Source organism: Citrobacter farmeri, from assembly GCF_019048065.1.
Lineage (GTDB): Bacteria > Pseudomonadota > Gammaproteobacteria > Enterobacterales > Enterobacteriaceae > Citrobacter_A > Citrobacter_A farmeri.
Map to the genome: position 1 here is coordinate 2,267,464 of NZ_CP077291.1, position 25,253 is coordinate 2,292,716.

21 protein-coding genes are annotated in these 25,253 nt (G+C 54.6%); 10 read left to right on the forward strand and 11 right to left on the reverse strand.

Annotated features, from left to right (window positions below; genetic code table 11):
- The first annotated feature begins 21 nt into the window (after positions 1-21).
- Complete coding sequence (patD, locus tag I6L53_RS10690) at positions 22-1,446, forward strand: aminobutyraldehyde dehydrogenase (RefSeq protein ID WP_042318945.1); 1,425 nt, start codon at positions 22-24, stop codon at positions 1,444-1,446.
- A gap of 129 nt (positions 1,447-1,575) precedes the next feature.
- On the forward strand, positions 1,576-1,887 hold the full coding sequence (locus I6L53_RS10695; RefSeq protein ID WP_042318946.1) for a hypothetical protein: 312 nt from the start codon (positions 1,576-1,578) through the stop codon (positions 1,885-1,887).
- Positions 1,888-2,009: 122 nt separating this feature from the next.
- Here I6L53_RS10695 and yncL read toward each other — a convergent pair whose 3' ends face one another.
- On the reverse strand, positions 2,010-2,105 hold the full coding sequence (gene yncL / locus I6L53_RS10700) for a stress response membrane protein YncL (protein ID WP_071820580.1): 96 nt from the start codon (positions 2,103-2,105) through the stop codon (positions 2,010-2,012).
- A 193-nt stretch (positions 2,106-2,298) separates the two neighbouring features.
- On the opposite strand from yncL, the gene ortT reads away from it, so the two are divergent.
- A complete protein-coding gene (gene ortT, locus I6L53_RS10705; protein ID WP_042318948.1) occupies positions 2,299-2,472 on the forward strand; it encodes an orphan toxin OrtT in 174 nt (57 codons plus the stop codon).
- Between the two features lie 34 nt (positions 2,473-2,506).
- Here ortT and I6L53_RS10710 read toward each other — a convergent pair whose 3' ends face one another.
- Genes I6L53_RS10710 through I6L53_RS10720 form a run of 3 tightly spaced genes read right to left on the reverse strand, consistent with a single transcriptional unit; the run spans position 2,507 to position 8,941 of the window.
- A complete protein-coding gene (locus I6L53_RS10710) occupies positions 2,507-4,657 on the reverse strand; it encodes a virulence factor SrfC family protein (RefSeq protein ID WP_042318950.1) in 2,151 nt (716 codons plus the stop codon).
- The gene (locus tag I6L53_RS10715; protein WP_042318952.1) at positions 4,654-7,635 is read right to left on the reverse strand and encodes a virulence factor SrfB; all 2,982 of its coding nucleotides are present in this window, start codon (positions 7,633-7,635) and stop codon (positions 4,654-4,656) included. Before I6L53_RS10715 ends, I6L53_RS10710 begins: the two co-directional genes overlap by 4 nt.
- A 4-nt stretch (positions 7,636-7,639) precedes the next feature.
- Positions 7,640-8,941 carry an SrfA family protein gene (locus I6L53_RS10720; protein WP_042318953.1) on the reverse strand — a complete coding sequence of 434 codons (1,302 nt, stop codon included), beginning with the start codon at positions 8,939-8,941 and terminating at the stop codon, positions 7,640-7,642.
- A 260-nt stretch (positions 8,942-9,201) separates the two neighbouring features.
- Here I6L53_RS10720 and I6L53_RS10725 point away from each other — a divergent pair, with 260 nt between their 5' ends.
- Together I6L53_RS10725 and I6L53_RS10730 are read left to right on the forward strand one after the other, a co-directional pair.
- Positions 9,202-10,800: an ABC transporter substrate-binding protein gene (locus I6L53_RS10725; protein ID WP_042318954.1), complete on the forward strand. Its 1,599-nt coding sequence runs from the start codon at positions 9,202-9,204 to the stop codon at positions 10,798-10,800.
- A 9-nt stretch (positions 10,801-10,809) separates the two neighbouring features.
- Positions 10,810-11,043: a YdcY family protein gene (locus I6L53_RS10730; protein WP_042318955.1), complete on the forward strand. Its 234-nt coding sequence runs from the start codon at positions 10,810-10,812 to the stop codon at positions 11,041-11,043.
- Between the two features lie 90 nt (positions 11,044-11,133).
- On the opposite strand, the gene I6L53_RS10735 is transcribed toward I6L53_RS10730, so the two are convergent.
- Together I6L53_RS10735 and I6L53_RS10740 are read right to left on the reverse strand one after the other, a co-directional pair.
- Positions 11,134-11,583, reverse strand: coding sequence for a DMT family transporter (locus I6L53_RS10735; RefSeq protein ID WP_042318956.1), 450 nt, complete (start codon positions 11,581-11,583; stop codon positions 11,134-11,136).
- On the reverse strand, positions 11,580-12,098 hold the full coding sequence (locus I6L53_RS10740) for a GNAT family N-acetyltransferase (RefSeq protein ID WP_042318957.1): 519 nt from the start codon (positions 12,096-12,098) through the stop codon (positions 11,580-11,582). Before I6L53_RS10740 ends, I6L53_RS10735 begins: the two co-directional genes overlap by 4 nt.
- 37 nt (positions 12,099-12,135) lie before the next feature.
- Here I6L53_RS10740 and I6L53_RS10745 point away from each other — a divergent pair, with 37 nt between their 5' ends.
- The 3 genes from I6L53_RS10745 (at position 12,136) to I6L53_RS10755 (ending at position 14,707) form a co-directional block, all read left to right on the forward strand.
- Positions 12,136-12,711 carry a helix-turn-helix domain-containing protein gene (locus I6L53_RS10745; protein WP_042318958.1) on the forward strand — a complete coding sequence of 192 codons (576 nt, stop codon included), beginning with the start codon at positions 12,136-12,138 and terminating at the stop codon, positions 12,709-12,711.
- 57 nt (positions 12,712-12,768) lie between these two features.
- The gene (locus I6L53_RS10750; protein WP_042318960.1) at positions 12,769-13,806 is read left to right on the forward strand and encodes an NADP-dependent oxidoreductase; all 1,038 of its coding nucleotides are present in this window, start codon (positions 12,769-12,771) and stop codon (positions 13,804-13,806) included.
- Between the two features lie 235 nt (positions 13,807-14,041).
- The gene (locus I6L53_RS10755) at positions 14,042-14,707 is read left to right on the forward strand and encodes a GntR family transcriptional regulator (protein ID WP_042318961.1); all 666 of its coding nucleotides are present in this window, start codon (positions 14,042-14,044) and stop codon (positions 14,705-14,707) included.
- Positions 14,708-14,766: 59 nt separating this feature from the next.
- Here the strand turns inward: I6L53_RS10755 and pqqU are convergent, their stop codons facing one another.
- Positions 14,767-16,884, reverse strand: coding sequence for a TonB-dependent receptor PqqU (gene pqqU, locus I6L53_RS10760; protein WP_042318962.1), 2,118 nt, complete (start codon positions 16,882-16,884; stop codon positions 14,767-14,769).
- Between the two features lie 263 nt (positions 16,885-17,147).
- On the opposite strand from pqqU, the gene yncE reads away from it, so the two are divergent.
- Positions 17,148-18,209, forward strand: a complete 1,062-nt coding sequence (yncE, locus tag I6L53_RS10765; protein WP_042318963.1) for a 7-bladed beta-propeller protein YncE — start codon at positions 17,148-17,150, stop codon at positions 18,207-18,209.
- Between the two features lie 118 nt (positions 18,210-18,327).
- On the opposite strand, the gene ansP is transcribed toward yncE, so the two are convergent.
- Together ansP and I6L53_RS10775 are read right to left on the reverse strand one after the other, a co-directional pair.
- Positions 18,328-19,770, reverse strand: coding sequence for an L-asparagine permease (gene ansP / locus I6L53_RS10770; protein WP_042318964.1), 1,443 nt, complete (start codon positions 19,768-19,770; stop codon positions 18,328-18,330).
- A 228-nt stretch (positions 19,771-19,998) separates the two neighbouring features.
- Positions 19,999-21,540: a methyl-accepting chemotaxis protein gene (locus I6L53_RS10775; protein ID WP_042318965.1), complete on the reverse strand. Its 1,542-nt coding sequence runs from the start codon at positions 21,538-21,540 to the stop codon at positions 19,999-20,001.
- A gap of 402 nt (positions 21,541-21,942) precedes the next feature.
- Here I6L53_RS10775 and I6L53_RS10780 point away from each other — a divergent pair, with 402 nt between their 5' ends.
- Positions 21,943-22,560 carry a glutathione S-transferase family protein gene (locus tag I6L53_RS10780; RefSeq protein ID WP_042318967.1) on the forward strand — a complete coding sequence of 206 codons (618 nt, stop codon included), beginning with the start codon at positions 21,943-21,945 and terminating at the stop codon, positions 22,558-22,560.
- A gap of 100 nt (positions 22,561-22,660) precedes the next feature.
- On the opposite strand, the gene I6L53_RS10785 is transcribed toward I6L53_RS10780, so the two are convergent.
- Entirely contained in the window at positions 22,661-23,971 is a 1,311-nt protein-coding gene (locus I6L53_RS10785; RefSeq protein ID WP_042318969.1) for an MFS transporter, read from the reverse strand.
- Between the two features lie 72 nt (positions 23,972-24,043).
- Positions 24,044-25,240 (reverse strand): L-talarate/galactarate dehydratase, encoded by a 1,197-nt coding sequence (locus I6L53_RS10790; protein ID WP_042318970.1) that lies wholly within the window; start codon positions 25,238-25,240, stop codon positions 24,044-24,046.
- Positions 25,241-25,253: the final 13 nt, after the last annotated feature.

The window sequence follows — 25,253 nt, forward strand, 5'->3', positions numbered from 1 at the left end:
ACAACGATATGGGAAAATGCTATGCAACATCAATTACTGATTAACGGCGAGCTGGTCAATGGTGAAGGTGAAAAGCAGCCCGTCTATAACCCCGCCACCGGCGAGGTGCTGCTGGAAATTGCAGAAGCGTCTCCCGCTCAGGTGGATGCGGCCGTTCTCGCCGCCGATCGTGCGTTTAGCGAATGGGGACAGACGACCCCGAAAGCGCGCAGTGAACTGCTGCTGAAGCTGGCAGACGTCATTGAGCAGAATGCGCAGGTTTTTGCCGAACTGGAATCGCGAAACTGCGGCAAACCGCTGCACTGCGCCCTCAATGATGAGATCCCGGCGATTGTGGATGTGTTTCGCTTTTTTGCCGGTGCCGCGCGTTGCCTGAACGGTCTGGCGGCAGGTGAATATCTGGAAGGTCATACCTCGATGATTCGTCGCGATCCGGTCGGCGTTGTCGCGTCCATCGCACCGTGGAACTATCCTCTGATGATGGCGGCGTGGAAACTGGCCCCCGCGCTGGCGGCCGGTAACTGTGTGGTGCTCAAACCGTCGGAAATCACGCCGCTTACCGCGCTGAAACTGGCGGAATATGCGAAAGATATCTTCCCGCCAGGTGTGCTCAACGTGCTGTTTGGCAGGGGCAAAACGGTCGGGGATCCGCTGACCGGGCACAAAAAAGTGCGTATGGTCTCCTTGACCGGTTCGATTGCCACCGGGGAGCACATCATCAGCCACACTGCGCCGTCGATTAAACGCACGCACATGGAGCTGGGGGGGAAAGCGCCGGTGATTGTGTTTGACGATGCTGATGTGGATGCGGTGGTGGAAGGCGTGCGTACCTTCGGTTTCTACAATGCCGGTCAGGACTGTACCGCCGCCTGTCGCATTTACGCGCAGAAGGGCGTTTACGACACGCTGGTTGAGAAGCTGGGGGCCGCAGTGGCCAGCCTGAAGACTGGCGCGCCGGAAGAGGAATCGACCGAACTGGGTCCATTGAGCTCACTGGCGCATCTGGATCGCGTCACCAAAGCTGTTGAAGATGCCAAAGCGCTGGGACATATCAACGTGGTCACCGGTGGAAACAAAGTAGAAGGACCGGGTTATTATTTTGCCCCGACGCTGCTGGCAGGCGCTAAGCAGGAGGATGCGATCGTCCAGCGAGAAGTCTTCGGCCCGGTGGTCAGCGTGACGGTCTTCGAGGATGAAGAGCAGGTGCTGGAATGGGCCAATGATTCGCAATATGGTCTCGCATCGTCGGTCTGGACGCGTGATGTCGGGCGCGCACACCGGGTCAGCGCACGTCTACAATACGGCTGTACCTGGGTTAACACCCATTTCATGCTGGTGAGTGAAATGCCGCACGGCGGGCAGAAACTGTCCGGCTATGGTAAAGACATGTCGCTGTATGGACTGGAGGATTACACCGTGATCCGTCACGTCATGGTGAAACACTGACTGGTCATATCCGGTGACAACCGCTGAGCCCCGCCACTGTGCGGGGCTTTTTCGTTCTCAATGTCCAGGGAGAAAAGATATGTTATGGTGAATGGTCATTCATAAAAAATGCATTTAAATGGAGTAACTATGATTGTCAGAACCTGGCATGGCTGTGTGCCCGTGCAGCATGGCGATGGATTTGCAGCACATCTGGAATTGACCGGCGTTAAGCATTCCCAAAGCATTCAGGGGAATGCGGGGGCATTTGTTCGCCGGGAACGGCAGGGGGAATGGGAGCACTTCTTCCTCGCCACCTACTGGCACTCTCTGGCGGCGATTAAAGCCTTTGCTGGCGAAGATTATCACGTTGCGGTGACCTATCCCGATGACGAACAGTTTGCGTTGCTTTCCGATCCGTATGTGTTTCAGTTTGAGGTCAACGAGAAGGTGCCGCTCTGAGGTCATCCTGAATGAGTAAACATTAAGGATCATTTACGCTATCGCGGGGAAGTGAGAGGATCGTCGGCTGAAGGCAGAGAGAACTTTCCTCTCTGCCTGTCTGCGCCGCAAGCACTCAAAATTTAGATAAACCAGCCAAATCTCAATGAGATAAGAGCAAAAAGACCAACAGCAGCAAAGAGATTTATCAACACCACGGTTCTACTGGAAACATTCATTTTTGCCACCCTGTGTTAGTGCCCCTTTGTGTATAGTTCGTCATCTCGCGATCCGCAATAGTACAAAATGTGGACTTAACGTAAGCGGTCATAAAAAGCGGTAAGATGTTCGACCAAAAATGATAAAACTTGATGTGTGTCAAAAAATGGAGCATATTGCGCGCGTTTTATTCTTCTGGCCGGATGCACTTAAATGTCGTTGTACCAAAAAATGTTGATGTTCTATGCGGTGATGGCCGCGATAGCCTTTTTGATCACCTGGTTTCTCTCGCATGATAAAAAACGCATCCGCTTTCTGAGTGCCTTTCTGGTCGGGGCCACCTGGCCAATGAGCTTTCCGGTCGCATTGCTGTTTTCGCTGTTTTGAGCCCACTCAGCCGGTCTCCTTCCCGGCTGGCTCCTCAGGCTGTTGTCAGTAGCGCGCTCAGCGCCTTTCGATCTGCTTGCGTCACATCCTGCGGATGCTGATATTCCTTGTTTTCCGTTGCCCGCGTGTACAGCGCAACCAGCCAGTCATAGACATAGCGACTGGCGGCATGCACCGGTTGCGCTTCCAGTTGCGTTAGTCGGGTCATTGGCTGACGCTTGACCGCGCTGAAAATTGCCGTTCCTTTAACGATCCGACTGGCGGGGCGATCTGCTTCAGCCACGTCGGCATAGCCCAACCAGGCTATAAAATTGGCGATACAGGCGTGCAACTGGGCGCCGCAGACCTCTTCACGCTGCAGTATCTGTTGCAGCTGCTGCGGTAGTTGCAGGCGGTAGCTGGCGATGACCAGAATATCAACGACCTGACGCAGCGCGGCGGGCGTCAACCCTAAACGTTGCGCCTGACTGTCATCGCGACTCCACTGGCGAATATGGTTGAGCCACATACGGTGCGCCTGGTAGCCGGTCTCTTTGTTCTCAGCCTGTTGCGGCGCGTCACGGACATCCGCGAAAAGGTCGATTGTGTCATTGAACAAACCGCTGACCTGCTCTTCGCGCGGTTGTTGGACGCGAAGCAGGGTTTCAAACTGTTGTACCGCCGGTAACAGACCATCGAGCAGGTCGCCGTGATGCGCCGCCTGCTGCTGTAACTGGCGAACCACCGCTTCCGCACTGAGCGCTTCGGCAGGTTGCGCCAGCATCAGTTCTCGAACACGCTGCTGATGCTGCTCGCTTAGCGCCTGCAGTCGCGCCTGACGCTGCGGTGCTGAAGTGGCTTGCGACAGCCATTCAATCAACCGCAGCAGACTGTGTTTGTCCAGCGCCTGTAGGGTGCCCCAGTGCTGGCCCGGTTTTCCCATCAGATGCTGGACCGCTTCGTCCAGATTCTGCTGCGTGATAAAACGCGCATCCTGGGGCGTTATGGCCCACACCACGCCAGGCATTGCGGTTTCGCGCGTCGGCTGCGTGTCGTGAACCCAGTTGAGCAACGTTCTGGCAGTTGATGGTGTTTGCGTGCGAGTGGCGGTGGCGTTGCAGACAACCAGCACATCGGGCTGAAGCTGCTGCCGGTAATGCTCCAGCAACCAGCCCAGTTTTGCCTGCCAGAGTGGCTGCGGGTGGCTGAGCGGCGCGAGCGGAATATCCAGCAGATCGACGTTATCCAGGACGGCATCTTCCACACTCAGCACCAGTTCGCGTGTCAACAGCGCCAGCGACGCCTGGGCCAGGCTGACAGCATTAAGCAATTTCTCATCCACGACGGGATGGACGACCACATCGCTTTGCGCCTCCTGCGAGGTCAGAAACTCCTGGGTGATAAAGCTTTCGGAGGGTAGGCCAAACTGATCGACCAGCAGACTCAGCGGCGCGGCGATTTCGCTGGCGTGACCGGTCTGCTGCAGGACCTGTGCCAGTTTCAGCCACTGCTGCGTAAGCTCCGGCTGTTCGCCCCACAGCAGCGACCAGGCGCTGGCGCGGGTTGAGAGATCGACCGTCGGCAGCAACTGGGCAAACTGGTGCCACAATGCGTCATCAATCTGCTGCTGTGATGCGGGAATAGAACACTGCCAGAAGCGGGCAATAGTCGCCACTTCCTGCGCCGTTACGCCCTGAACGGGATGCAACTGACGCAACGATTGCCACTTCTCGATGCGCGATTCGATGATCGCCTTTTCCACCTGCCGGTACTCTGGCTGGGCACAGGCCTGGGCGATGAATATCTGCACCAGTTCAGCTTCCGTTACCAGTCGCAGGCGCAGCGGCCACTCGTCGTCGGGCCGGTTTTCCTGTCGCGTAAAGCGAAGCACCATGTTGGTGGGGGCGTGTCCGGGGTTGAGATGGCTGAAATAGTCAAAGCTGCGGTCCGGGGTGATGACATTGACCTTACCGTTGCCACTGCTGCACAGCGCGGCAAGGAGATGCGCTTTTGCCGCCTGGGCGTAACCGTAAAGTCCAATACTGGCGCGTTCATTCCGGGCGGTATTGAGGGCGGATTCCGTGGCGGCTGCGCCATTAAGTTGCGCCAGCAGCGCATCCGCTTCATTATCCAGGGTCATCGCGTGCTGACGGGTACGGTTAACCCACGCGATCGCGGCCTGAGCCGTATTCAACATCTTGCTCATTTCAGGTACACGCTCCCGCTGTCAATCCAGTAATGGCTGCCGCTGTGTCGGCGGTCGGCCAGGGTATTCAATTTTAAGGTCAGGGCATTCGCCGCCACGGGCGTGCCGTCCTGTAGCCAGGCATCGCTCAATACAAACGACTCAGGTCCGCTCTCTTTGCTGCCGCCACGAAGTTGCAGGCGTACGTTTAATACGCCATCACCGGCAATATTCTTCGCCAGATCGGCGGAGTTAATGCTCAGCGTATACAATGGCGTCGCGGGCCAGCGACTGTTCGCCAGTTGCCGGAAACCGAGGGTAACGTTGCCGCGCAGCGGGAAGTGCACGCGGGTGTCGAGTTTCGCGCCGGGTTTATCGAGATCAATATCCTGATACCAGACGTTTTCTTCACGCAGCGTGTTCACCGTATTGTCGAGTACCCCGAGGTAGCGTACGGTTGAGTAGGCGCCAATATCGGCGGCCTTAAAGTTGAAGCGCGGCAGGCGCAGATCCAGCGCCAGGCTGCACAGCATTGCACCCACGGCGGCGGTGGATTTTGGATTGCCAATGCGCCCCTGCTGGCTGAACGGATACCACTCATGGACGCGGTAGTTGTCCATCCACACCATGCGGTTAACCGGAACCGGCTGCAGATGGCGGATTAGCGCCTGAACCGCCGGGATACAGGTTGGTCTGCCGGTCACTAACAGAACATCGCAACAATAATGCGAAATGGCTTCACAGACCGCATGCAGCGGGGAGGTCAGGGTAAACTGACCTGCCAGCATCGCCTCCTGTAACTGGCTGAACTGCACCTGCAACGGAACGCTAAAGAGATCAAAGGTCGGCGAACCCGCCGGCAGCGCGTGATCGATCGCCTGCTGAATGTAATTGAGTACGTTGCGGGTCGGACGATGGTTGAGCAGATCGCCAAAGGTGGCGTGCAGTCCGGCCAGCGGATCGTTAATGTCGCTCTTTTCCCAGGCGGAAAGCACCGCGTGACCGAGCGGCATAAAGAGCTGAAGCGCCGTCTGTTGCCGCAAAACGGCCTGGGTATCGATGCGTCCGGAATCGCCAAATAGCGTGGCGAGCAGGGCGGCGGCATCCGTCACTCCCGCCTGCTGGAGCCGGGTTTGCAGGGCCGGTAAAATGCATTTCTGGATCACGTCCAGCAGCATGTCGTCGCCCGCGACCTTAAAACCTTCGCGGAACAGCAGATGCGGCGTGATTTTCACATTGGCGCCGACGCCATCGTCCAGTTGGTAATGGACAATCGCCATATCGGTGGTGCCGCCGCCGATATCGATCGAGGCCACGCGTAGCGCCCGGCCTTTGGTCTCGCCGGGTTCCGGCAGGCGATCCGGGCGGGCAAGGGCGTTGAAGAATGCTTCGCTGCGTCCGGCATAGTGGGAAATGGCTTCGTTGTACAGCCAGACTAACTGACCGCAACTGGCTTCGTCCCACTCCATCTGAATTTCAGGGACCGGAACCTCACTTTTTTCCTGCTGCTTGCGCGTGCTGAAATCCTCGTCCTGCGGGTGCCAGCCCATCGCTTTCCAGACAATGGCTATCGCTTCGAACATGCGCAGACGGAAGATCTCACGCTCCTGTTTCGGCATCGCCGAAGGGAGTGTGAGGATCAATGAGCGTAACTGACGTGGGGACGCCGGGAAACCCAGACGCAGTCGGGTCGCGACACTGTTAATTTGTCCCAGCGCCTGGGCGAGGATCTCGCACAGCATATGAGTCATCAGCGTACTGCGGCTGTACTGAGGTGAAAACACAGGCAGACGATCGTCCTGCGGCAGCGAGTAGAGCGGCTGACCATCGTCGTTCATCAGGTTCATCAGCGGGAAGGCGGTGGCCAGCGGTTCGCGCTGCGTTTTGTTGTTCATCTGGCTGAAGCGCCAGTCATGCAACACCGGCGTTTCATCCCACAGATAGCGGCGTGGGCTGGAAATACCGCTGTTCCCGTCTGTTCCCGTCCGCTGCATTGCCAGCTTACGCGCTTCGTCACCGACCCGCACAATCGATGGCCAGATGAAGGCATCTTCGCGACCGCTTTCGACGGAGAAATGCTGTTTACCAAACCGGGCTTCTGAAAACTCAAGACGACTGGTGAACAGCGGATCGTTGAGAAACTGCGGTTCGCTCAGCGATCGAACCTGCAGTTCCGCCGTTTGACGCAGCCCGTCATTGGCGTCGCCATGATCTTCAATCAATACACCGCAGGTATGCGTGTTACCGACATCCAGAATCAAATCGACCGGGATCGCCGGGGTACTGAGAGTGTGGGTCACCAGTTTGACTTCCGGTACGGCGATCTGTTCCCCCAATAACGCCAGCAGGTTCAGCCAGTGCGCCTGATACTCAAAGTTACGCAGCGCCTGGCTGATGGCCTGTTCAGTGCGGTTTTCCTGTTGGTTGACGTGGTTGAGAAACGCTTCGCGCAGCCAGCCGTCAATCCAGGTCTGATCGAGAAAATCCGCAATCTCATCGTCGCGCCAGGCCAGAGCAAAACGGGTGCCGTTCAGCAGATCGTTTTCGCCGGGGGCAAGGGCGGCGGGCGCATTCTTGCTCAACTGGCTATCGAGCGCGAGGGTAACGCGATGGGTATTACCCGCGCCGTCGGGTTCGGCAAGTTTTCGCACCTGAACGCGCGCCCAGTTGTCAGGTCCTTCAACAAAGGTGCGCGGTGGATTAAAACGCAGGAACGGCAGCGGCAGCCAGATGCCGTCGAGGACATCCAGGGAGTAGTGCAGCGTTTGCGTACTTTCTGGTTTCACGACTTCCGGCTGCGAGCCAGGGCGCGCAGGCAGGGTATAGCGATCGTTTGCCAGATCGTAATCCAGACGTAACAGAGGGCCGTTGGCCGTTTTACGCACGAAACGACCATGGTGCGCGGATTCCTGCGGCGTCAGCCCGAAGTCGAGAAACTGAACGCCGCTGTTTGCAATGAGCGTGACGCTCTGTTTGTAATCACACAGATTCACCAGCATAAAATCAGGCACCTATCTTTTTGAACGTCAACGGGATCGCGGCTTTCGCATCAAAGCGGGCGGTACAGGCGGCGACATCATTGGCCCCGGCTTTACAGGTGATTTCTGGCATCGGATAGCGTGAACCGTCGGTGCAGCGCGCATTGCCGCGACTCTTAATCATTAATTCCCCACTCTGATGCAACCCGGAGAAGAGATCCGCGCGGCAGACGATGTTATCGCCGTGAACCACGCGCGCTGTGCCTTTATTGTTCTGGATCTGATAGCGCAGGGACGGCGTCTTGCCGGTGACGGGATCTTTCACCTCCACCATGACGCGCCAGTTTCCGTTGAGGAAGCGGGTGGTGCCAGCCTTCATCTGATTTGCATCCATCACCAGCGCGTCTTTCGGAATAGCGGCAATGACCACTGGCTCATCGGCGGGTTTGTCTTTTTTCATTGGCGCAATGACTTCCGCCTGATGCAATGGCAATGAAACGGCGAGCATTGGCAGGGGGGCCATTGCCGGCTGCGGGACATTGACCACTTCTGTCACAATGGCTGGCGTTTGTGATTTCCATAACAGCGGCGCGGCAATGGCGGCGACGATTACCGCAGCAACAGGCAGGCTCCACAGCGGCAGGCGACGCGGTGGTTTGACCGGGGCAGGCGTCACTTTTTCTTCTTCAATTACAGGAACCGGCTGCGGCACAACCACCGGTTCTGGTTCGCTGACCGGCACTATCGGCGCGGAGAGCAGCGGTTCGTCCGCCTGGGCAAATGTCACCTCAGGAACCGCCTCTTCGACAGGTTCTGGCGCAATGTGAATCTCCGGTTCAGGCGCTTCCTCGATACGCAGGCATTCCAGCACATCCTCGCGGATGTTCGCATTGAGGTTGATAAATCCCCAGAAGGTAATGACCGGTTTGCCATCGACCAGGAAGACGTGATTCTCCCCAGGAAACTGGACGGCCTTTTCCAGCAGCGAACCAAACAGTTGCAGTGAGGTTTTACCGGACTGCAGGCTTTTGCGGCTCAGCGATGCGGCGCTTTCCAGCGTAGCAGAGAGATAGCGCAGGGCGCGAAAGCGCGCCTCTTCATCGGCGGCTTTCCATGCGATGGATGTCCCTTCAACGGGGGAATACCAGTCAACCCGATCGCCGCTGTCGTTGACTTGCGGAATGGCGAGACAATCCGCCATCGCCTGCTGTTTACGCAGACGGAGCGTTTCACGAATTTGTAGTGCTGAATCAAAGACGGCCTGACCGCCGCCGCCGACGGCCTGATAATCATCCAGATTGCCGCTGCGCAAGAGTGTTTTTGCCACAATAAGGTCCCTAAGACTTTTTCACGCATCTACTTTACGGATTCATGGCCCAGGCAAACGGTGGAAGAGAGGCAAAAAGGAGTGAATTTTCAGGGCATAGAAGCGTTGACGTTTTCGAAAAGACTTAACGGAAATTCTGTGGCGAAAGATCCAACAAAAATGCGCGGATTCGCATAACCTGAGACGGATTTGTTATTTTTCAGTTGTCTTATTCTATGCTCCTATAATCCCCCTCAATAATAACGATGAAGGTTCATATCATGTCCACAGGGAAAACGCTGCTCGCACTGGCACTCAGTGCCGTGTTACCAACGGGTGCCGCATTCGCAGCCAACAACGACACCCTTGTCTATTGCTCGGAAGCCTCGCCAGAATCCTTTAACCCGCAAATTGCCAGTTCTGGCCCGTCGTTTGTCGCCAGTTCGCAGGTGCTGTACAACCGACTGATCAATTTCGACCCGGTAAAAAATACGCCGGTGCCGTCGCTGGCGACGGACTGGACGATTTCAGAGGATGGCAAAACCTACACCTTTACGCTGCGTCAGGGCGTGAAGTTCAACAGTAATAAGTTCTTCAAGCCGACCCGCGATTTCAACGCGGATGACGTCATTTTCTCCGTATTACGCCAGAAAGAGGCGACGCATCCGTACCACAATGTGTCGCAGGGCAGCTACGAATATTTTAATGACGTGGGCTTCGATAAGCTGATTAAAGAGGTGAAAAAGGTCGACGATTACCACGTGCAGTTTGTGCTCAGTGAGCCTAACGCCGCGTTCCTTGCCGACTGGGGAATGGATTTTGCCTCCATTCTTTCTGCGGAATACGCCGATGCCATGCTGAAAAAAGGGACACCGGAAAACGTCGATAACTGGCCGATCGGCACCGGTCCGTACGTCCTGCAACAGTACAAACAGGACTCACAGATTCGCTATCTGGCGAACCCGAATTACTGGGACGGTGAGGTGCCGACAAAGCATCTGATCTTCGCCATTACGCCGAACGTCCAGACGCGGATGGCGAAACTACAAACCAACGAATGTCAGATTATCCCTGCGCCATCACCGGTACAGTTTGACGAAATCAAGAAGAATAAAGACCTGACGCTGCATGCCGTTGAGGCGCTGAACGTTGGTTATCTGGCCTTCAATACTGAGAAAAAACCATTTGATAACGTGCTGGTGCGCCAGGCGCTGAACTACGCTACCGATAAGCAGGCAATTGTGAAGGCCGTCTTCCTCGGTTCGGCGAAAGTGGCAAAATCACCGATCCCGCCAAATATGATGGGGTTTAACCCGGATCTGAAGGATTACGCGTACGATCCGGAGAAAGCGAAAGCACTGTTGAAACAGGCCGGGCAGGAGAACGGGTTTGAAGTAACGCTCTGGTCGATGCCGGTGCAGCGGCCGTATAACCCCAACTCGCGACGCATTGCTGAGATGATTCAAAGCGACTGGGCAAAAGTGGGCGTGAAGGCGAAGATCGTCTCTTACGAGTGGGGCGAATACCTTTCCGGTATGCGTAAAGGCGAGCATGACAGCGCGCTGTTTGGCTGGATGTCGGATAACGGCGATCCGGACAACTTTGCTGATGTACTGCTGGGCTGCAACAGCATCAAAACCGGATCGAATGCCGCGCGCTGGTGCGATAAAGAGTATGATTCACTGGTCCAGAAAGCGAAGCTGACCAGTAAACCGGAAGCGCGCGTGAAGCTCTACCAGCAGGCGCAGGAGATCTATTATCAGCAGGCACCGTGGATTGCGCTGGCAAACGGCAAGACATTCTATGCCACGCGCAGTAACGTGACCGGTTACAGCGTCAGCCTGATGGGCAGTGATTTTTCAAAAGCAAAACTGAATTAAGGAGTTTTTATGTCGCACCTGGATGAGGTCAGCGCCCGTGTCGATGCCGCCATTGATGAGGGCGTCATTATCCATATGAATGAACTGCTGATTACCCTGAGCGAGGACGCGCAGTTAAGTCGTGAAGATCGCTACACGCAGCAGCAGCGGTTAAGAACGGCTATTGCGCATCATGGTCGTCAGCATAAGGAAGATATGGAAGCGCGCCGCGAACAACTCACGAAAGGCGGCACGATTCTTTAATTTTGGTGCAGTGTGCCGGATGACGCTGCGCTTATTTGGCATATGGCGATGAGGATGTGTAGGCCTGATAAGCGTAGCGTCATCAGGCGTTCAGAATTGGCGCCTGGCGACCAACCAGGCACCCACAACCAGCATCACGGCGCCGCAGACCGGGCCGATTAAGGCTCTGAGCGGCACGCCGTGACTACGGAAAATATCCAGCACCAGACCGCCAATGAGCTGGCTGGCGACCAGCACCGCAATGGTGGTCGCGGCGCCAACATGCTGGTAACCGCTGATGCTGGCGAAGACGAAAAACGAGCCCAACAGACCGGGGATCAGCGTCCACCAGCGCACGCTGGCAACCAGTTCACCAAATCCCGCCGCTCCCTGTTTAAACCACAACATGCTGACAAACAGCACAATCCCGACCAGCGAGTTCAGCAACATCGCGATCAGGATGGTCGATGAGGTTTGCGTAATCCGCACCATCAGGGTGTTTTGTACCACCAGACCGATGCCAGCGGCGATCAGAAAGGCGAGGGTGAGTGACTGGTTCATCCGCGAGCGTCCGGTTCACGGCGATCGTCAAGCTGTAACTGCATAAAGGTCAGATCCAACCAGCGACCAAATTTAGTGCCCACCTGCGGCATCTGCGCGGTAGTGTTAAACCCGAGCGTTTCGTGCAGGTGCAATGAGGCGTGGTTCTGCGACTCGATACCGGCAACCATCACATGTTTACCACAGCGGCGGGCTTCTTCGATTAACCGGCTCAATAACTGGCGTCCCAGACCTTTCCCCTGGTGATCCGGATGGACATAAACCGAATGTTCGACGGTATGGCGGAAGCCATCAAAGTTGCGCCAGTCACCAAACGAAGCGTAACCCGTGACAACGTCACCTTCCGTGCTTACCAGCACCGGATAGCCTAGCGCCTGCCGTGCTTCATACCATGCGATGCGGTTACTGGCATCAACCGTCTGGTCGTTCCAGATGGCTGCCGTGTGCAATACCGCATGGTTATAGATCTCTGCGATGGCGGCACAGTCCTCTTTGCTGGCGAATCGAATAGACATGTTGAACCTCAGGGATTGTTCACTATAGTATTACAATATGAATACTATTGAAGACAGCATAAATCAACGAATCAGTGCAAGAATTCGCATTGAACGAGAGTCCCGCAGTTGGTCGCTTACCGAACTGGCCGAACGGGCGGGTGTGTCGCGCGCAATGATCCATAAAATTGAACGTGGTGAAAGCAGTCCAACGGCGACGCTGCTCGGCAGACTCTCCGGCGCGTTTGGCATCAGTATGTCCACGCTGATTGCCCGTGCCGAAATGCAGGAGGGCAAACTGTCCCGTTTCGCCGACCAGCCTGTCTGGCATGACCCGCAGAGTCACTATCTGCGCCGCCATGTGTCACCGCGTAGCGATCTGCCGATCGATCTGGTGCAAATTGAATTGCCAGCGGGTAGCGATATCCCGATGCCGGCATCATCGTATGTTCATGCCCGGCAACTGATCTGGCTGCAGCAGGGTGAACTGGTGTTTGTTGAAGGGGATACGCGTCACGAGATGAAGGCGGGAGACTGCCTGGAACTGGGGCCGCCGAATGACTGTCGCTTTCTCAATGAGACGACGCAATCCTGCGTTTACCTCGTTGTGCGCTTAAACCAGGCCGGGAGTTAATGGTCGCCGCGGCCTGCTACTATTGATGGATTCATGCTAAAAGCAGAGGAGAACATCATGACTCAACAAACAGACCGTAATCGTCGCTGGGTGCTGGCATCCAGGCCGCATGGTGCACCGGTGGCGGAGAATTTCCGTCTTGAAGAGGACGACATCGCGATACCTGGTGAAGGTCAGGTTTTACTGCGTACGATTTATCTGTCGCTCGACCCGTATATGCGCGGACGCATGAGCGATGAACCGTCATACTCGCCGCCGGTCGAGATAGGTGGTGTGATGGTTGGCGGCACCGTTAGTCGTGTAGTGACGTCAAATCACCCAGATTATAAGCCGGGTGAATGGGTTCTGAGCTACAGTGGCTGGCAGGATTATGATATCTCTGACGGCACGGGGCTGGTGAAGCTCGGCGATCGTCCTGAGAACCCGTCATGGGCGCTTGGCGTGCTGGGGATGCCCGGATTCACCGCCTATATGGGGTTGCTGGACATCGGTCAGCCAAAAGAGGGTGAGACGCTGGTCGTGGCGGCCGCAACCGGTCCGGTTGGTGCAACGGTTGGGCAAATTGGCAAATTGAAAGGGTGTCGCGTCGTGGGCGTGGCTGGCGGTGCAGAAAAATGCCGTCATGCCACTGATGTGCTGGGCTTTGATGTTTGTCTGGATCACCATGCCAGCGACTTTGCGGAACAACTGGCGAAAGCCTGCCCACAAGGTATCGATGTTTACTACGAAAACGTGGGCGGGAAAGTGTTTGATGCGGTGCTGCCGTTGCTGAATACTTCGGCGCGGATCCCTCTTTGTGGTCTGGTCAGCGGTTATAACGCGACCCATTTGCCGGCGGGTCCCGACAGACTGCCGTTGCTGATGGCGACCCTGCTGAAGAAACGGATCCGTATGCAGGGGTTTATTATCGGCCAGGACTATGGTCACCGCATTCACGAATTCCAGCAGGAAATGGGACGCTGGGTGAAAGAGGGGAAAATCCACTATCGCGAGCAGATAACTGACGGACTGGAGAACGCGCCGCAAACCTTTATCGGCCTGCTGACCGGTAAAAACTTTGGCAAAGTGGTGATACGTCTGGCCGACGACGCGTAAGTCGAACCTGGCGGCGAAAGCCGCCATAAAAAAACGGGCAAAATTTTAAATTCCAGCTTTAATTATTTAGGGTATATATCACCGCGTAACCGACGAATAACCTGTCGGGGCAGTTAAAATAACGTGGGTAAATTACTTTTTTTACGTTTTACATTTTTTAAACCAGGCGATATTTATATCAATTAGGCGATTTAGCTTAATTGCGATTGGCTATATTATGAGGTGAAGAAATAGAATGCCTGGTATGGAAAAAACGCAACATTTAAGTCTGACTACACAAGTTGAAAGAGGACTAAAAGATAAATTAAGCATTGGTGCTTTACGTCCTGGCGCCAGGCTTATCACCAAAAATATCGCGCAGGAGTTGGGGATCAGTATCACCCCGGTTCGGGAAGCGTTGCTACGTCTGGTTTCTTCAAGCGCATTGGCTATCGCGCCCGCGCAGGCGTTTATGGTACCGGATATCACGATAGCGAGGTTTAGCGAGATTATCCACATCCGTTGTGAGCTGGAAGGCATGGCGGTAATGACGGCGGCGGGTGAGATCACGCCAGAACGGATGGATATTCTGCATGCGCTTCTGGCGGACTATCAGCAGGCCCACGAGAGCGGTACGATAGAAGACCGGTTGTTGGCAAACCGGGCTTTACGCTTCAAAATTTATCAGTTTGCCAATATGCCCACGCTTGTCGAAATGATTGAACAGCTTTGGGTACGCATGGGGCCGAGCCTGCATTTTCTCTATGACAGGGCGATGCCTGACGCGTATCAGCATAACGTCGGGCATTATCAGGAATTGTTGCGCGTCATGGCGGCAGGAAATAAAGACGCCAGCCGTCATTGCTTAATTGACCTTATTAATAAAAATGTAGCGATAATTAAGCAGCAATATCATCATTAAGTATGGCTTAAATATAGCGGGGATAATCCCCGCTAGTGTGACACTAATAATCCATCTTACTAAAAATGCCAGGCCAGGTTGACGCCAACCCCGTAGTTTCGTCCTGGGGCAGGTTCGTAGTAGCGGCCATTCGATTCATTCACGATGACTGAGCCGACATACTCTTTGTCGAACAGATTATCGACACGACCAAACACGTCCACCGTCAGACTGCTGAGGCTGAATTTATACCCGGTATTCAGACCGACGACGGTATAAGACGGTGCTTTGGCGGTATTCTCATCATCAGCCATGATATCACCCATATAGCGCGCATCGGCACCCGCGTACCAGCCTTCATCAGGCACGTAGCCCAGCGAAGCAAACCCCATGTTCCGCGCGATGCCGGGCATCCGGTTACCGTTGCAGTTCCGATCGCGACAGACGTTACTGCGATAAGTGGCATCCAGCCAGGTCCATGAGGCGTTTAACCGCCAGTTTCCGGCAATACGTTGATCCCAGGCGAGTTCCGCGCCCTGGCGACGCGTCTTACCGGCATTTTTATAGGTTGTGCGTCCACCGCTGCTGGAATCAACCACCAGTTCGTCATCGGTGTCGGTCTGGAAGAGGGCCGCCGTCAACAACCCGTCACCGAGCCGGGTTTTACTCCCGATTTCTACCGTATCGTTGGTCGAGGGCTTGAGGCCAAAATTCATCCCGCTTTGCCCATCAGCGCGGTAGGAAAGCTCATTGATGGTTGGCGTTTCAAAACCACGGCCTGCGGCGAGATAGACGTTCCACGCCTCGGTTAAGGCGTACTTTAACGAACCGGCAGGTAGCCACTGATGGTAGCGGGCATCACCGCTGTCATCGCCATTACCTGGCGTGACGTAATGATCGTTGGAATCGAACCACACGGAACTGTAGCGCACACCGGCATCCAGTGAGAGTTTGTCAGTCAACTGCCACTGGGTTTGCAGATAGGGATCAACGTTCCACATCAGGTTGCGTTCGTCGCGGCGCAGACTGCCTTTTTGTCCGTACGCCGGCACGCCGTTGTTCAGGCGATAGTTGTTATAGCCTTTGCGGTTTTCGCTCATGTTCTCGTAGTTAAGACCCGTCGTGAAGGTCACGGGCACGCCCAGTTCACCTCGATGCGTCCAGCGACTGTCGATGCCCTGATAATGGCGCTGCAGGGCGATCACGCCGCCGGCATGTGACGGTCGAAGCTGGGGCGTGATGGGAATGGACTGGTACTGTGTGGTTTCGCGCTCTCCGGCGTACATCATGACACTCAGATCATCGTGTGTGCTGACCTGACGCTCATAGCGCAATCCGGCCTGAGTCTGTTTGATGGTTTTGCGCGTATGGTATTGCTCAGCGCGAGGGGACTGCTGCGGATCCTCTCGCCATTCCGACTCGCTGAGACCGCCCGGATCGTCGGCTTTAATGTCGACACTGTTAAAAATCAGGCTCAGTTTACTGTCGTCATCAAGGCGTACGCCCAACTTTGCGTTCGCCAGATTTTTCTGCGCGCCGCTGCGGTCGCGATAGCCGTGGGTGGTAAAGCGGGTGGTGGACACGGTGTAATCCACATCACCTGGCTGGGTGCCATCTCCCAGTACGCCTGTGGCCTTCAGCCCATAACGCCAGCTACCGAAGCTGCCGTAATAGCTGCTCGCCTCTATGGTCGGTGGTTGCTGACCGGTTTGGGTGGTGACATTCATCACCCCACCTGAGGCATTGCCATACAGTGCGGAGAAGGGCCCGCGCAGCACTTCGACGTTCTGCACGCTGCTGAGATCAATGTTCGATGTTTGCCCCTGACCGTCCGGCATGGTGGCGGGAATGCCGTCCACATACAGGCGGATACCGCGGACCCCATAGGTGGAGCGGGAGCCGAATCCGCGCATCGAAATCTGCAAATCCTGCGCATAGTTTTGCCGGTTTTGCACCTGAAGTCCCGGCACGCGGGTCAGCGATTCTGACAGGTTGATGCGCGGCGCTGCCAGACGCATTTCATCGCCGTCAACGACGCTGACGGCTGCGGGGGTGTCCAGTTCTGATATCGCCTGCGATGAAGCGCTGACGATCATTGTCTGGGCATCGGTAGTGTCATCAGCCATCACCGGCGATGAGAACACGAGCGGGAGAAAAAGTGCGGGAACTGCGGTATGTCGTGCGGAAATAATCTTCATGAAAAAGGCCAGTTAAATTGAACGTACCCAGGGGTATGTAAGTTCTATGTTAATGGATTTGTAAAAATTTGAAAATTTTAACGGCACGATGCGTTAAGAATTAATGGAGAAATTAAGAAGATTGTAGCCAGAATGCGAATAAACGCTCCACATTCACATGAATAATGATTACCATTCCCATCTATAAAAAGGAGCAATACCAGGATGTTGCCCGTTGAAGCGATGTGAAGCAGCAAAATAGTTATTTATCAAAGGGAGTCGTCATGCATTTTCGTCATCTGTTTTCACCGCGCCTGCGGAGTTCATTGCTGTTAGGTTCACTGCTGGTTGCCTCTTCATTCAGCGCCCAGGCCGCAGAAGAAATGCTGCGTAAAGGCGTGGGCAAAGGCGCCTACGAAATGGCCTTGAGTCAGCAGGAAAACGCGCTGTGGCTGGCTACCTCGCAGAGCCGCAAATTAGACAAAGGCGGCATCGTCTATCGCCTTGACCCAGTGACGCTGGAAGTCACGCAGGTCATTCATAACGATCTCAAGCCGTTTGGCGCCACCATCAACAATACGACCCAGACGCTGTGGTTCGGCAACACGGTGAACAGTGCGGTGACGGCCATTGATGCGAAAACGAGTGAAGTAAAAGGGCGACTGGTTCTTGATGCCCGTAAGCGCTCAGAAGATGTGCGTCCGTTGCAGCCGCGTGAACTGGTTGTCGATGAAGCGACCAACACGGTTTATATCACCGGTCTTGGCAAAGAGAGCGTAATTTGGGTGGTTGATGGCGAAAAAATTGCGCTGAAAGAGACGATTCAGAATACCGGTAAGATGAGCACCGGTCTGGCAATCGACAGCCAGGCGAAACGTCTGTATACCACCAATGCCGACGGCGAATTCATTACCATTGATACCGCATCCAACAAAATCCTCAGCCGTAAAAAACTGCTGGATGACGGTAAAGAGCACTTCTTCATTAACCTGAGCCTCGATACCGCGGGTCATCGCGCATTTGTTACCGACTCAAAAGCGGCCGAAGTGCTGGTCGTTGATACCCGTAACGGCAACGTGCTGGCGAAAGTTGCCGCGCCGGAATCGCTGGCCGTTCTGTTTAACCCAACGCGCAACGAAGCATACGTCACGCACCGTCAGGCAGGTAAAGTAAGCGTGATTGACGCGAAGAGCTACAAAGTCGTGAAAACGTTTGATACGCCGACCTTCCCGAACAGCCTGGCGCTGTCAGCCGATGGCAAAACGCTGTACGTGAGCGTGAAGCAGAAATCCACTCGTGAGCAAGAAGCCACCCAGCCGGATGATGTGATTCGTATCGCCCTGTAAGGCACCATCAGGCCTGCGTCCGAGTGGTGTCGTAGGCCGGGTAAGGCGAAGCCGTCACCCGGCAGATACATGAAGGTGCAATCTGATAAGGCCTGCCCGAAAGTGCAGGCCTTTTTACTTATGGTGCGGTGCGGTGTATTTCCGCCACGCGCTTACGTACGCCATACCAGCCGGCAACCAGCAGGATGGCAATCAGTGGCAGAGAAGCAATGGTCCAGGTCCCGTTCGGATAATCGAACGCCATCAGCACCAGTACGCTCAACAGAAACAGCAACGTTAACCACGAGGTAAACGGCGCGCCTGGTAACTTAAAGCTGACGTCAGCGGCTTTCCCTTCTTTGATTGCCTGACGCAAGCGCAGCTGGCAAACCACGATGAAACCCCACGAGGCGATGATCCCCAACGACGCAAAGTTCAACACGATTTCGAACACTTGCGACGGTACCAGATAGTTGAGAAAGACCCCGACAACGTACACTGCGAGCGTCGCCAGAATCCCTGCGTAAGGTACATGTTGACGGCTCATCTTACTCATGAATTTGGGGGCTGAACCGCCCATCGCCATTGAGCGCAAAATGCGCCCGGTGCAATAGAGACCGGAGTTCAGACTGGAGAGGGCGGCAGTCAGTACGACGATGTTCATTATGCTACCAATGTAAGGAACGCCGAGCTTCGAAAAGAAGGTCACAAATGGACTTTGTCCCGCCTGATAGGCGTTCCATGGCAGCAGCAGAACCAGCAGCACCACGGATCCGACATAGAACAGGCCAATACGCCAGATCACGCTGTTGATGGCTTTTGGCACCATCGTCTGCGGATCTTTACACTCGCCAGCGGCGGTACCTACCAGTTCGATAGAAGCAAAAGCAAAGACTACCCCTTGCACCAGCACCAGCGCTGGTAACAGGCCGTGGGGGAAGAACCCGCCGTTATCGGTAATCAAATGAAAGCCGGTGGCATTACCGTCCAGCGGTTTACCCGAGCCGAGGAAAATCGTCCCGACCACCAGAAAGAGGACAATGGCCAATACTTTGACCAGCGCAAACCAGAACTCCATTTCGGCAAACCACTTCACGCCGATCATGTTCATGGTGCCAACAATGGCCAACGCGCCGAGCGCAAAAACCCATTGCGGAACGTCACCAAACGCGCCCCAGTAGTGCATATACAGCGCAACGGCGGTGATATCGACAATGCCGGTCATTGCCCAGTTGATGAAGTACATCCATCCTGCGACGTAGGCGGCTTTCTCGCCGAGAAATTCACGGGCGTATGAGACGAAACTGCCGCTGGAAGGGCGGTGTAAAACCAGTTCACCCAGCGCCCGCAAAATAAAGAAAGAGAAGATCCCGCAGACCAGATAGACCAGCGCCAGCGCCGGACCGGCCATTTGCAGGCGTGCGCCTGCCCCCAAAAATAACCCGGTACCAATAGCGCCGCCGATGGCGATCATCTGAACCTGCCGGTTACCCATCGCTTTGTGATAACCCTCTTCATGGGCATTCAACCAGCGTCGTTTCGCCGCATGCTGCTCCGACACCGTTGTCTCTTGTGTATTCATTACGTTACCTGTTTACCTGTCTGATAAGTCGAACTTTTCGTCACAACCCTCTGCTGCGACGCAGGCGATGTTTCCCGTCATTCTGGGTAGGGATAACATCACCGGCGGAGCATCCTACCCGCAAATAATAAACGGTGCAAAATAGTCCATTCGCAAAGGTCTGCTTGCGTAATAATTAACCAGAACTGAAGTGAGAACCCGCTCTGAACAGGCAGAGCGGGCAGGGGATCAGGCGGAGGTGCCGAAGACACGCACCGCCTGTTGCAGGCGAGAGGAACGCCCGGAAAGATTATCGGCGGCGTCCCTGACGCTTTCCACCATCGCGGCATTGTTATCGGTCATCGTGCCGATGCGGGAGATCGAATCGTTAATCAGTTCCAGCGCCTGCGTCTGTTCCCGCGTCGCAAGGCCAATTTCCTTAATCATGGTCGACATCTGGAACACGTCGTCGATCATCCCGGTCAGATGGGTTTCCGTCTGCTCAACCATGCTGACCCCGGCGTTGACATTGGCGACGTTCTTTTCAATCAGTGACGCAATCTCTTTGGCAGCCGACGCGGAGTGTTGTGCCAGATTCCGCACTTCAGCGGCAACAACCGCAAACCCGCGTCCGGACTCTCCGGCGCGGGCCGCTTCGACCGCCGCGTTAAGCGCGAGGATATTGGTCTGGAAAGCAATACTGTCGATCACGCCAATGATATCGACGATCTGCCCGTTATCGCGGGAAATCGACTGCATCATGCCGATCGTCTGCTTCATGAAGTCGCCCCCTTCGCTGGCATTCGCGCTGGTTCTGTCCGCCATCGTCATGGTTTGCGCGGCAGTATCTGCCGTTTGTTGCACTGCACTACCAATCTCTTCGATAGCTGCCGCGGTTTGCTGCAGGTTGGCCGAAGTCTCTTCGGAGCGCTTATGCAACGCCGCGCCTTCCTGGCTGACGCGCGTGCTGATTTCCTGAATCCCGGCAATTTGGGTACTGACATCATCTACCAGTGAATTCAGATTTAATCCGGCCTGATTAACCAGGCGCATCATCATCCCCAGTTCATCGACGCGATTTAAATGAATGTTGTTGGGTTTTCGCCCGGCGACCACTTTCTGCATCTGCGACAGGATCTGTTTAACCGGATGACAAATTTGATACTTAAGGTAAATAACCAGCAGTAAAAATAAGAGGGTAAATGCGCCTGCCTGAATAACCGGATTAATTCCTGAGAAAATAATACCCAGCACGAGGAACAGACTGGCACCGATAGCGTAATTGACTCGTTGACGGATGGATAACCATTTAAATGCCGATAAAAAGGCCAGTGCGCCACGGCGGATAATAATGCCCTTGAATAAACGATGGCCCTTGAAATTGTTATTATTTATCTTTTGATAAAGCTGCTCGCTTTGCTCAATTTCCTGACGCGCGGGAACGGTCCGTACCGAGATGTATCCGGTTAATTGTTCATTATGCCAGACGGGGGTGACGTTGGCGCGAACCCAGTAGTGGTCACCATTGTGGCGGCGGTTCTTGACCATTCCGGTCCAGCTGTCGCCCTGTTGCAGGGTAAACCACATATCAGCAAACGCGGCTGGCGGCATATCCGGATGACGAATGATATTATGCGGTTCGCCCATCAGTTGATTTTCGCCAAACCCACTGGCATCGATAAACGCTGAATTCGCATAGGTAATATGACTTTGCGTATTTGTTGTTGATAACAGCGTCGTTTTCTCGTTAAGTAAATACTCTTTCTGTGTAACTGGAATGTTACTTCTCATGAAAGACTCCTGGTGATACTGTGCGGAATAAACACAAAAATCCGTCAGCCTGAGCAGACGGATAATAGAGATTGATGTATTTAGAATGCTGCATTCTCTACTAAACATAAGAATGACGAAAGTATTTAAAATGAAATTTACATGCTTTAATTAAACTGTCATGTCATTAAAATGAAAAATAAATACAACTGCGCAACCTGAAAAGCGTAGGGTGTTTTCCTAAGTAAAATCTGACCCATAAAACTATGCCAAAAAGAAAATTGCTCTGCGCTATTACGGCTAACATCATAAGTTTTATTGACCTATTAATTTTTGTAGGGGGCGGTCGGGGAGAACGGTCAGAAAACCATGCCAGAAGTGCAGGCTACTCTACACTTAGAGTTTTAACCTGCAGGAGGCAGTATGATTAAGGTTTATGGGGCGCCGGGATGGGGGTCAGCGATCGGCGAATTAATGCTCACGCTGGCGGACATTCCGTATCGCTTTGTTGATGTCAGCGGCTTTGACCGTGAAGGGCCGCAGCGCGATCAACTGCAAAAAATCAATCCGCTGTGTCAGGTGCCAACGCTGACGCTTGAAAATGGTGAAGTGATGACCGAAACAGCGGCCATTGCGCTGATGATACTCGATCGTCGTCCCGATCTGGCGCCGCCCGTCGGGCGTACAGAGCGCCAACAGTTTCAGCGCTTGTTAATCTGGCTGGTGGCTAATATCTATCCGACATTTACTTATGCCGACTATCCGCAACGCTGGGTTCCTGATGCGCCTGCGCAGTTGAAAAAGAGCTGTATTGAATACCGTAAATCGCTCTACCTCTGGCTGAACACACAATTGAGCGCAGAACCGTATGCTTTCGGCGAGCAGTTAACGCTGCTTGATTGCTATCTGTGCGTGATGCGCACCTGGGGGCCTGGTCATGACTGGTTTCAGGACAATACGCCAAATATCAGTGCGATAGCGGACGCCGTGTGTCAGCGGGCAGAACTACGCCAGGTGCTGAAAAACAATGAGATCATTTGAGAGAAGGTGGCAATTGTCGCGGGCGAAAGCGTAATAAAAAACGCTGTTCCGGGGAGTGCAATTCCGGAACAGCGGGGCGAAGTATTCGCCATAGGGACTATCAGGCCGCAGACGGGGTTAGCGTAATGCGATCCAACGGTCCAACAATAAACAGGTAGGAAATCAGGCCAATGAGTCCCATTGAGCCGACGTACAGAATGGCGAAGTCAAACGACTGGGTATTGGCAAGGATCACGCCGATCACCAGTGGCGTGATGATACTGGCCATGTTGCCGCACATATTGAAGACGCCACCCGCAATGCCCAGCACCTCTTTCGGTGACGTATCGCTGAGGACGCACCAGCCGAGATTACCAAACCCTTTGGCGAAAAAGGCCAGGCTCATCGCAGCAATGACGACGAACTCCGAAGAGGTGTAGTTAGCAATAACAATCACGCAGGAGAGCAGCATGCCGCAAATCACTGGCAGTTTGCGCGCGATGGTGAGGCTGTAGCCGCGTTTGAGCAACCAGTCGGAGAAGACGCCGCCGAGCAAGCCACCGATAAATCCGGCAATCGCCGGGATGCTGGCGACAAAACCCACTTTCAGAATCGACATCCCCTTGGCCTGGTACAGATAGGTCGGGAACCAGGTCAGGAAGAACCAGGTGATAGAGGTGACGCAAAACTGCCCGATGTAGACACCGATCATCATCCGGTTGACGCAGACGGTTTTGATCTGGGCGAGCGAGACCTTCTGCGGCTCCTTTTTACTGCCAAGCATCGGTTCACCACCGCCCTCGCGAATATAATCAATTTCCTGTTGATTCACTTTGGGATGGTGCATCGGATCTTTGATTTTAATTAACCAGAAGACGCCGAGAATAACGCCAATGGCACCGATATAATAAAAGACAAAATGCCAGCTCAGGTTATGCAAAATAATGGTCATCAGCGGGGTAATAATCCCCAGCGAGATATACTGCGCTGCCTGATAAACCGAGGTGACAAATCCACGCTCATTATTCGGGAACCACTGTACGCTTAAGCGACTGTTTGCCGGGAAGGCTGGCGCCTCGATTGCGCCCATCAATAAGCGCAGAATAATCAGGACGATCAGTGGGCTGGCGTACAGATAGATGGTGCCCTGAAACATCGTCACCAGCGACCAGCCGATCAGCGCGCAGCCATACACCAGACGCGAGCCGTAGCGGTCTAATAACCAACCGCCGGGTAATTGCATGATCACATACGCAATACCAAAGGAAGAAAAAGCCAGTCCCATTGCTTCCGGGTCAAAGCCTAATTCCTTACTCATAATCGGCGCGACGACGGATAAGGTTGCCCGGTCGGCATAATTAAATACGGTGGCAAGAAATAAAAATATAAGAATGCTGTAACGCACTTTGGTGCGCTTTATCATTGTGCTCATTCTCTACTCCTCGGTAAGGGCAGAAAGCGTTCTGTAAGGTAAGAGGGCGGGAATGATTCCCGCCAGCGGTGATCAGGGGCGTTTGCCAAATTCGCAGCTTAGTTGAGTCCAGCGGCGTGCCTGCTCGCTCAGAGTAAAGCCCAGACCGTGACGATCGGAGATCCACATGCGACCGTCGCGCAGTTCAAGCTGTTCGTTGAACAGCGGGTTCAGCCACTCGAAATGCTCCAGCCACGGCTCCAGCGGATAGGCGGCGGACAGATGGAGGTGAACTTCCATGGCAAAGTGTGGCGCAAGTTTACGCCCGTGTTTTGCGGCCAGATCCATAATCTTCAGGAACGGTGAAATGCCGCCAACGCGCGGAGCATCAGGCTGGACGAAGTCGCTGGCGTTCCCCAGAATCAGCTGTTCATGCTCGCGGAAGCTGGTGAGCATTTCACCGGTCGCGATAGGCGTATCCAGCGCCGCGGCTAGCTGGGCGTGACCTTCAACATCGTAGGCATCCAGCGGCTCTTCAATCCAGATGAGATTGAACTGCTCCATTTTGCGCCCCATGCGGATTGCCGTTTCGCGATCCCACTGTTGGTTGGCATCCACCATTAACGGGAAGTCATCACCCAGCGCTTCGCGGACGGCGGTTAAGCGGCGGATGTCCTCGGCGCAGTTGGGTTGACCGACTTTCAGCTTGATCCCGCCGATGCCATTTTCGCGTGAAATCACGACATTTTTCAGCACCTGATCGAGCGGAGTATGCAGGAAACCACCGGAGGTGTTGTAGCACTGCACAGAATCCCGGTGCGCGCCCAGCAGTTTTGCCAGCGGCAGGCCAGCACGTTTGGCTTTCATGTCCCAGAGGGCGATATCGATAGGGGAGATGGCCTGTACCGCCATTCCGCTGCGGCCAACGGAGGCGCCAGCCCACAGCAGCTTGGTGTAGATCTTGTCGATATCATTCGGATCTTCACCCAGCAGGTTGTCGGCGATCTCTTTGGCATGAGCGTAAATCCCCTGGCCGCCGGCTCGTTTTGAATAGCTGAAACCGACACCTTCGAATCCATCGCGACTGCGGATCTCCGCGATAATGATTGCCACCTCGGTCAGCGGTTTCTGGCGACCGGTCAACACTTTGGCGTCACTTACCGGAGTTGCCAGCGGCAGAAATGCCAGTGACAGCTTCACCCACTCGATACGATCGCCGGTTTCCGCCGCCGTTCTGGCATTGGCTGCTTTGGCATAGGTTACGGCGTCAGAATTCGCGCTTAAAGACATGTCATTCTCCTGA

Excerpts from the sequence above, each read along its gene's own strand:
- patD (WP_042318945.1), top strand. The coding sequence starts at position 22 with ATGCAACATCAATTACTGATTAACGGCGAGCTGGTCAATGGTGAAGGT.
- I6L53_RS10695 (WP_042318946.1), top strand. The coding sequence starts at position 1,576 with ATGATTGTCAGAACCTGGCATGGCTGTGTGCCCGTGCAGCATGGCGAT.
- yncL (WP_071820580.1), bottom strand. The coding sequence starts at position 2,105 with ATGAATGTTTCCAGTAGAACCGTGGTGTTGATAAATCTCTTTGCTGCT.
- ortT (WP_042318948.1), top strand. The coding sequence starts at position 2,299 with ATGTCGTTGTACCAAAAAATGTTGATGTTCTATGCGGTGATGGCCGCG.
- I6L53_RS10710 (WP_042318950.1), bottom strand. The coding sequence starts at position 4,657 with ATGAGCAAGATGTTGAATACGGCTCAGGCCGCGATCGCGTGGGTTAAC.
- I6L53_RS10715 (WP_042318952.1), bottom strand. The coding sequence starts at position 7,635 with ATGCTGGTGAATCTGTGTGATTACAAACAGAGCGTCACGCTCATTGCA.
- I6L53_RS10725 (WP_042318954.1), top strand. The coding sequence starts at position 9,202 with ATGTCCACAGGGAAAACGCTGCTCGCACTGGCACTCAGTGCCGTGTTA.
- I6L53_RS10730 (WP_042318955.1), top strand. The coding sequence starts at position 10,810 with ATGTCGCACCTGGATGAGGTCAGCGCCCGTGTCGATGCCGCCATTGAT.
- I6L53_RS10735 (WP_042318956.1), bottom strand. The coding sequence starts at position 11,583 with ATGAACCAGTCACTCACCCTCGCCTTTCTGATCGCCGCTGGCATCGGT.
- I6L53_RS10740 (WP_042318957.1), bottom strand. The coding sequence starts at position 12,098 with ATGTCTATTCGATTCGCCAGCAAAGAGGACTGTGCCGCCATCGCAGAG.
- I6L53_RS10745 (WP_042318958.1), top strand. The coding sequence starts at position 12,136 with ATGAATACTATTGAAGACAGCATAAATCAACGAATCAGTGCAAGAATT.
- I6L53_RS10750 (WP_042318960.1), top strand. The coding sequence starts at position 12,769 with ATGACTCAACAAACAGACCGTAATCGTCGCTGGGTGCTGGCATCCAGG.
- I6L53_RS10755 (WP_042318961.1), top strand. The coding sequence starts at position 14,042 with ATGCCTGGTATGGAAAAAACGCAACATTTAAGTCTGACTACACAAGTT.
- pqqU (WP_042318962.1), bottom strand. The coding sequence starts at position 16,884 with ATGAAGATTATTTCCGCACGACATACCGCAGTTCCCGCACTTTTTCTC.
- yncE (WP_042318963.1), top strand. The coding sequence starts at position 17,148 with ATGCATTTTCGTCATCTGTTTTCACCGCGCCTGCGGAGTTCATTGCTG.
- ansP (WP_042318964.1), bottom strand. The coding sequence starts at position 19,770 with ATGAATACACAAGAGACAACGGTGTCGGAGCAGCATGCGGCGAAACGA.
- I6L53_RS10775 (WP_042318965.1), bottom strand. The coding sequence starts at position 21,540 with ATGAGAAGTAACATTCCAGTTACACAGAAAGAGTATTTACTTAACGAG.
- I6L53_RS10780 (WP_042318967.1), top strand. The coding sequence starts at position 21,943 with ATGATTAAGGTTTATGGGGCGCCGGGATGGGGGTCAGCGATCGGCGAA.
- I6L53_RS10785 (WP_042318969.1), bottom strand. The coding sequence starts at position 23,971 with ATGAGCACAATGATAAAGCGCACCAAAGTGCGTTACAGCATTCTTATA.
- I6L53_RS10790 (WP_042318970.1), bottom strand. The coding sequence starts at position 25,240 with ATGTCTTTAAGCGCGAATTCTGACGCCGTAACCTATGCCAAAGCAGCC.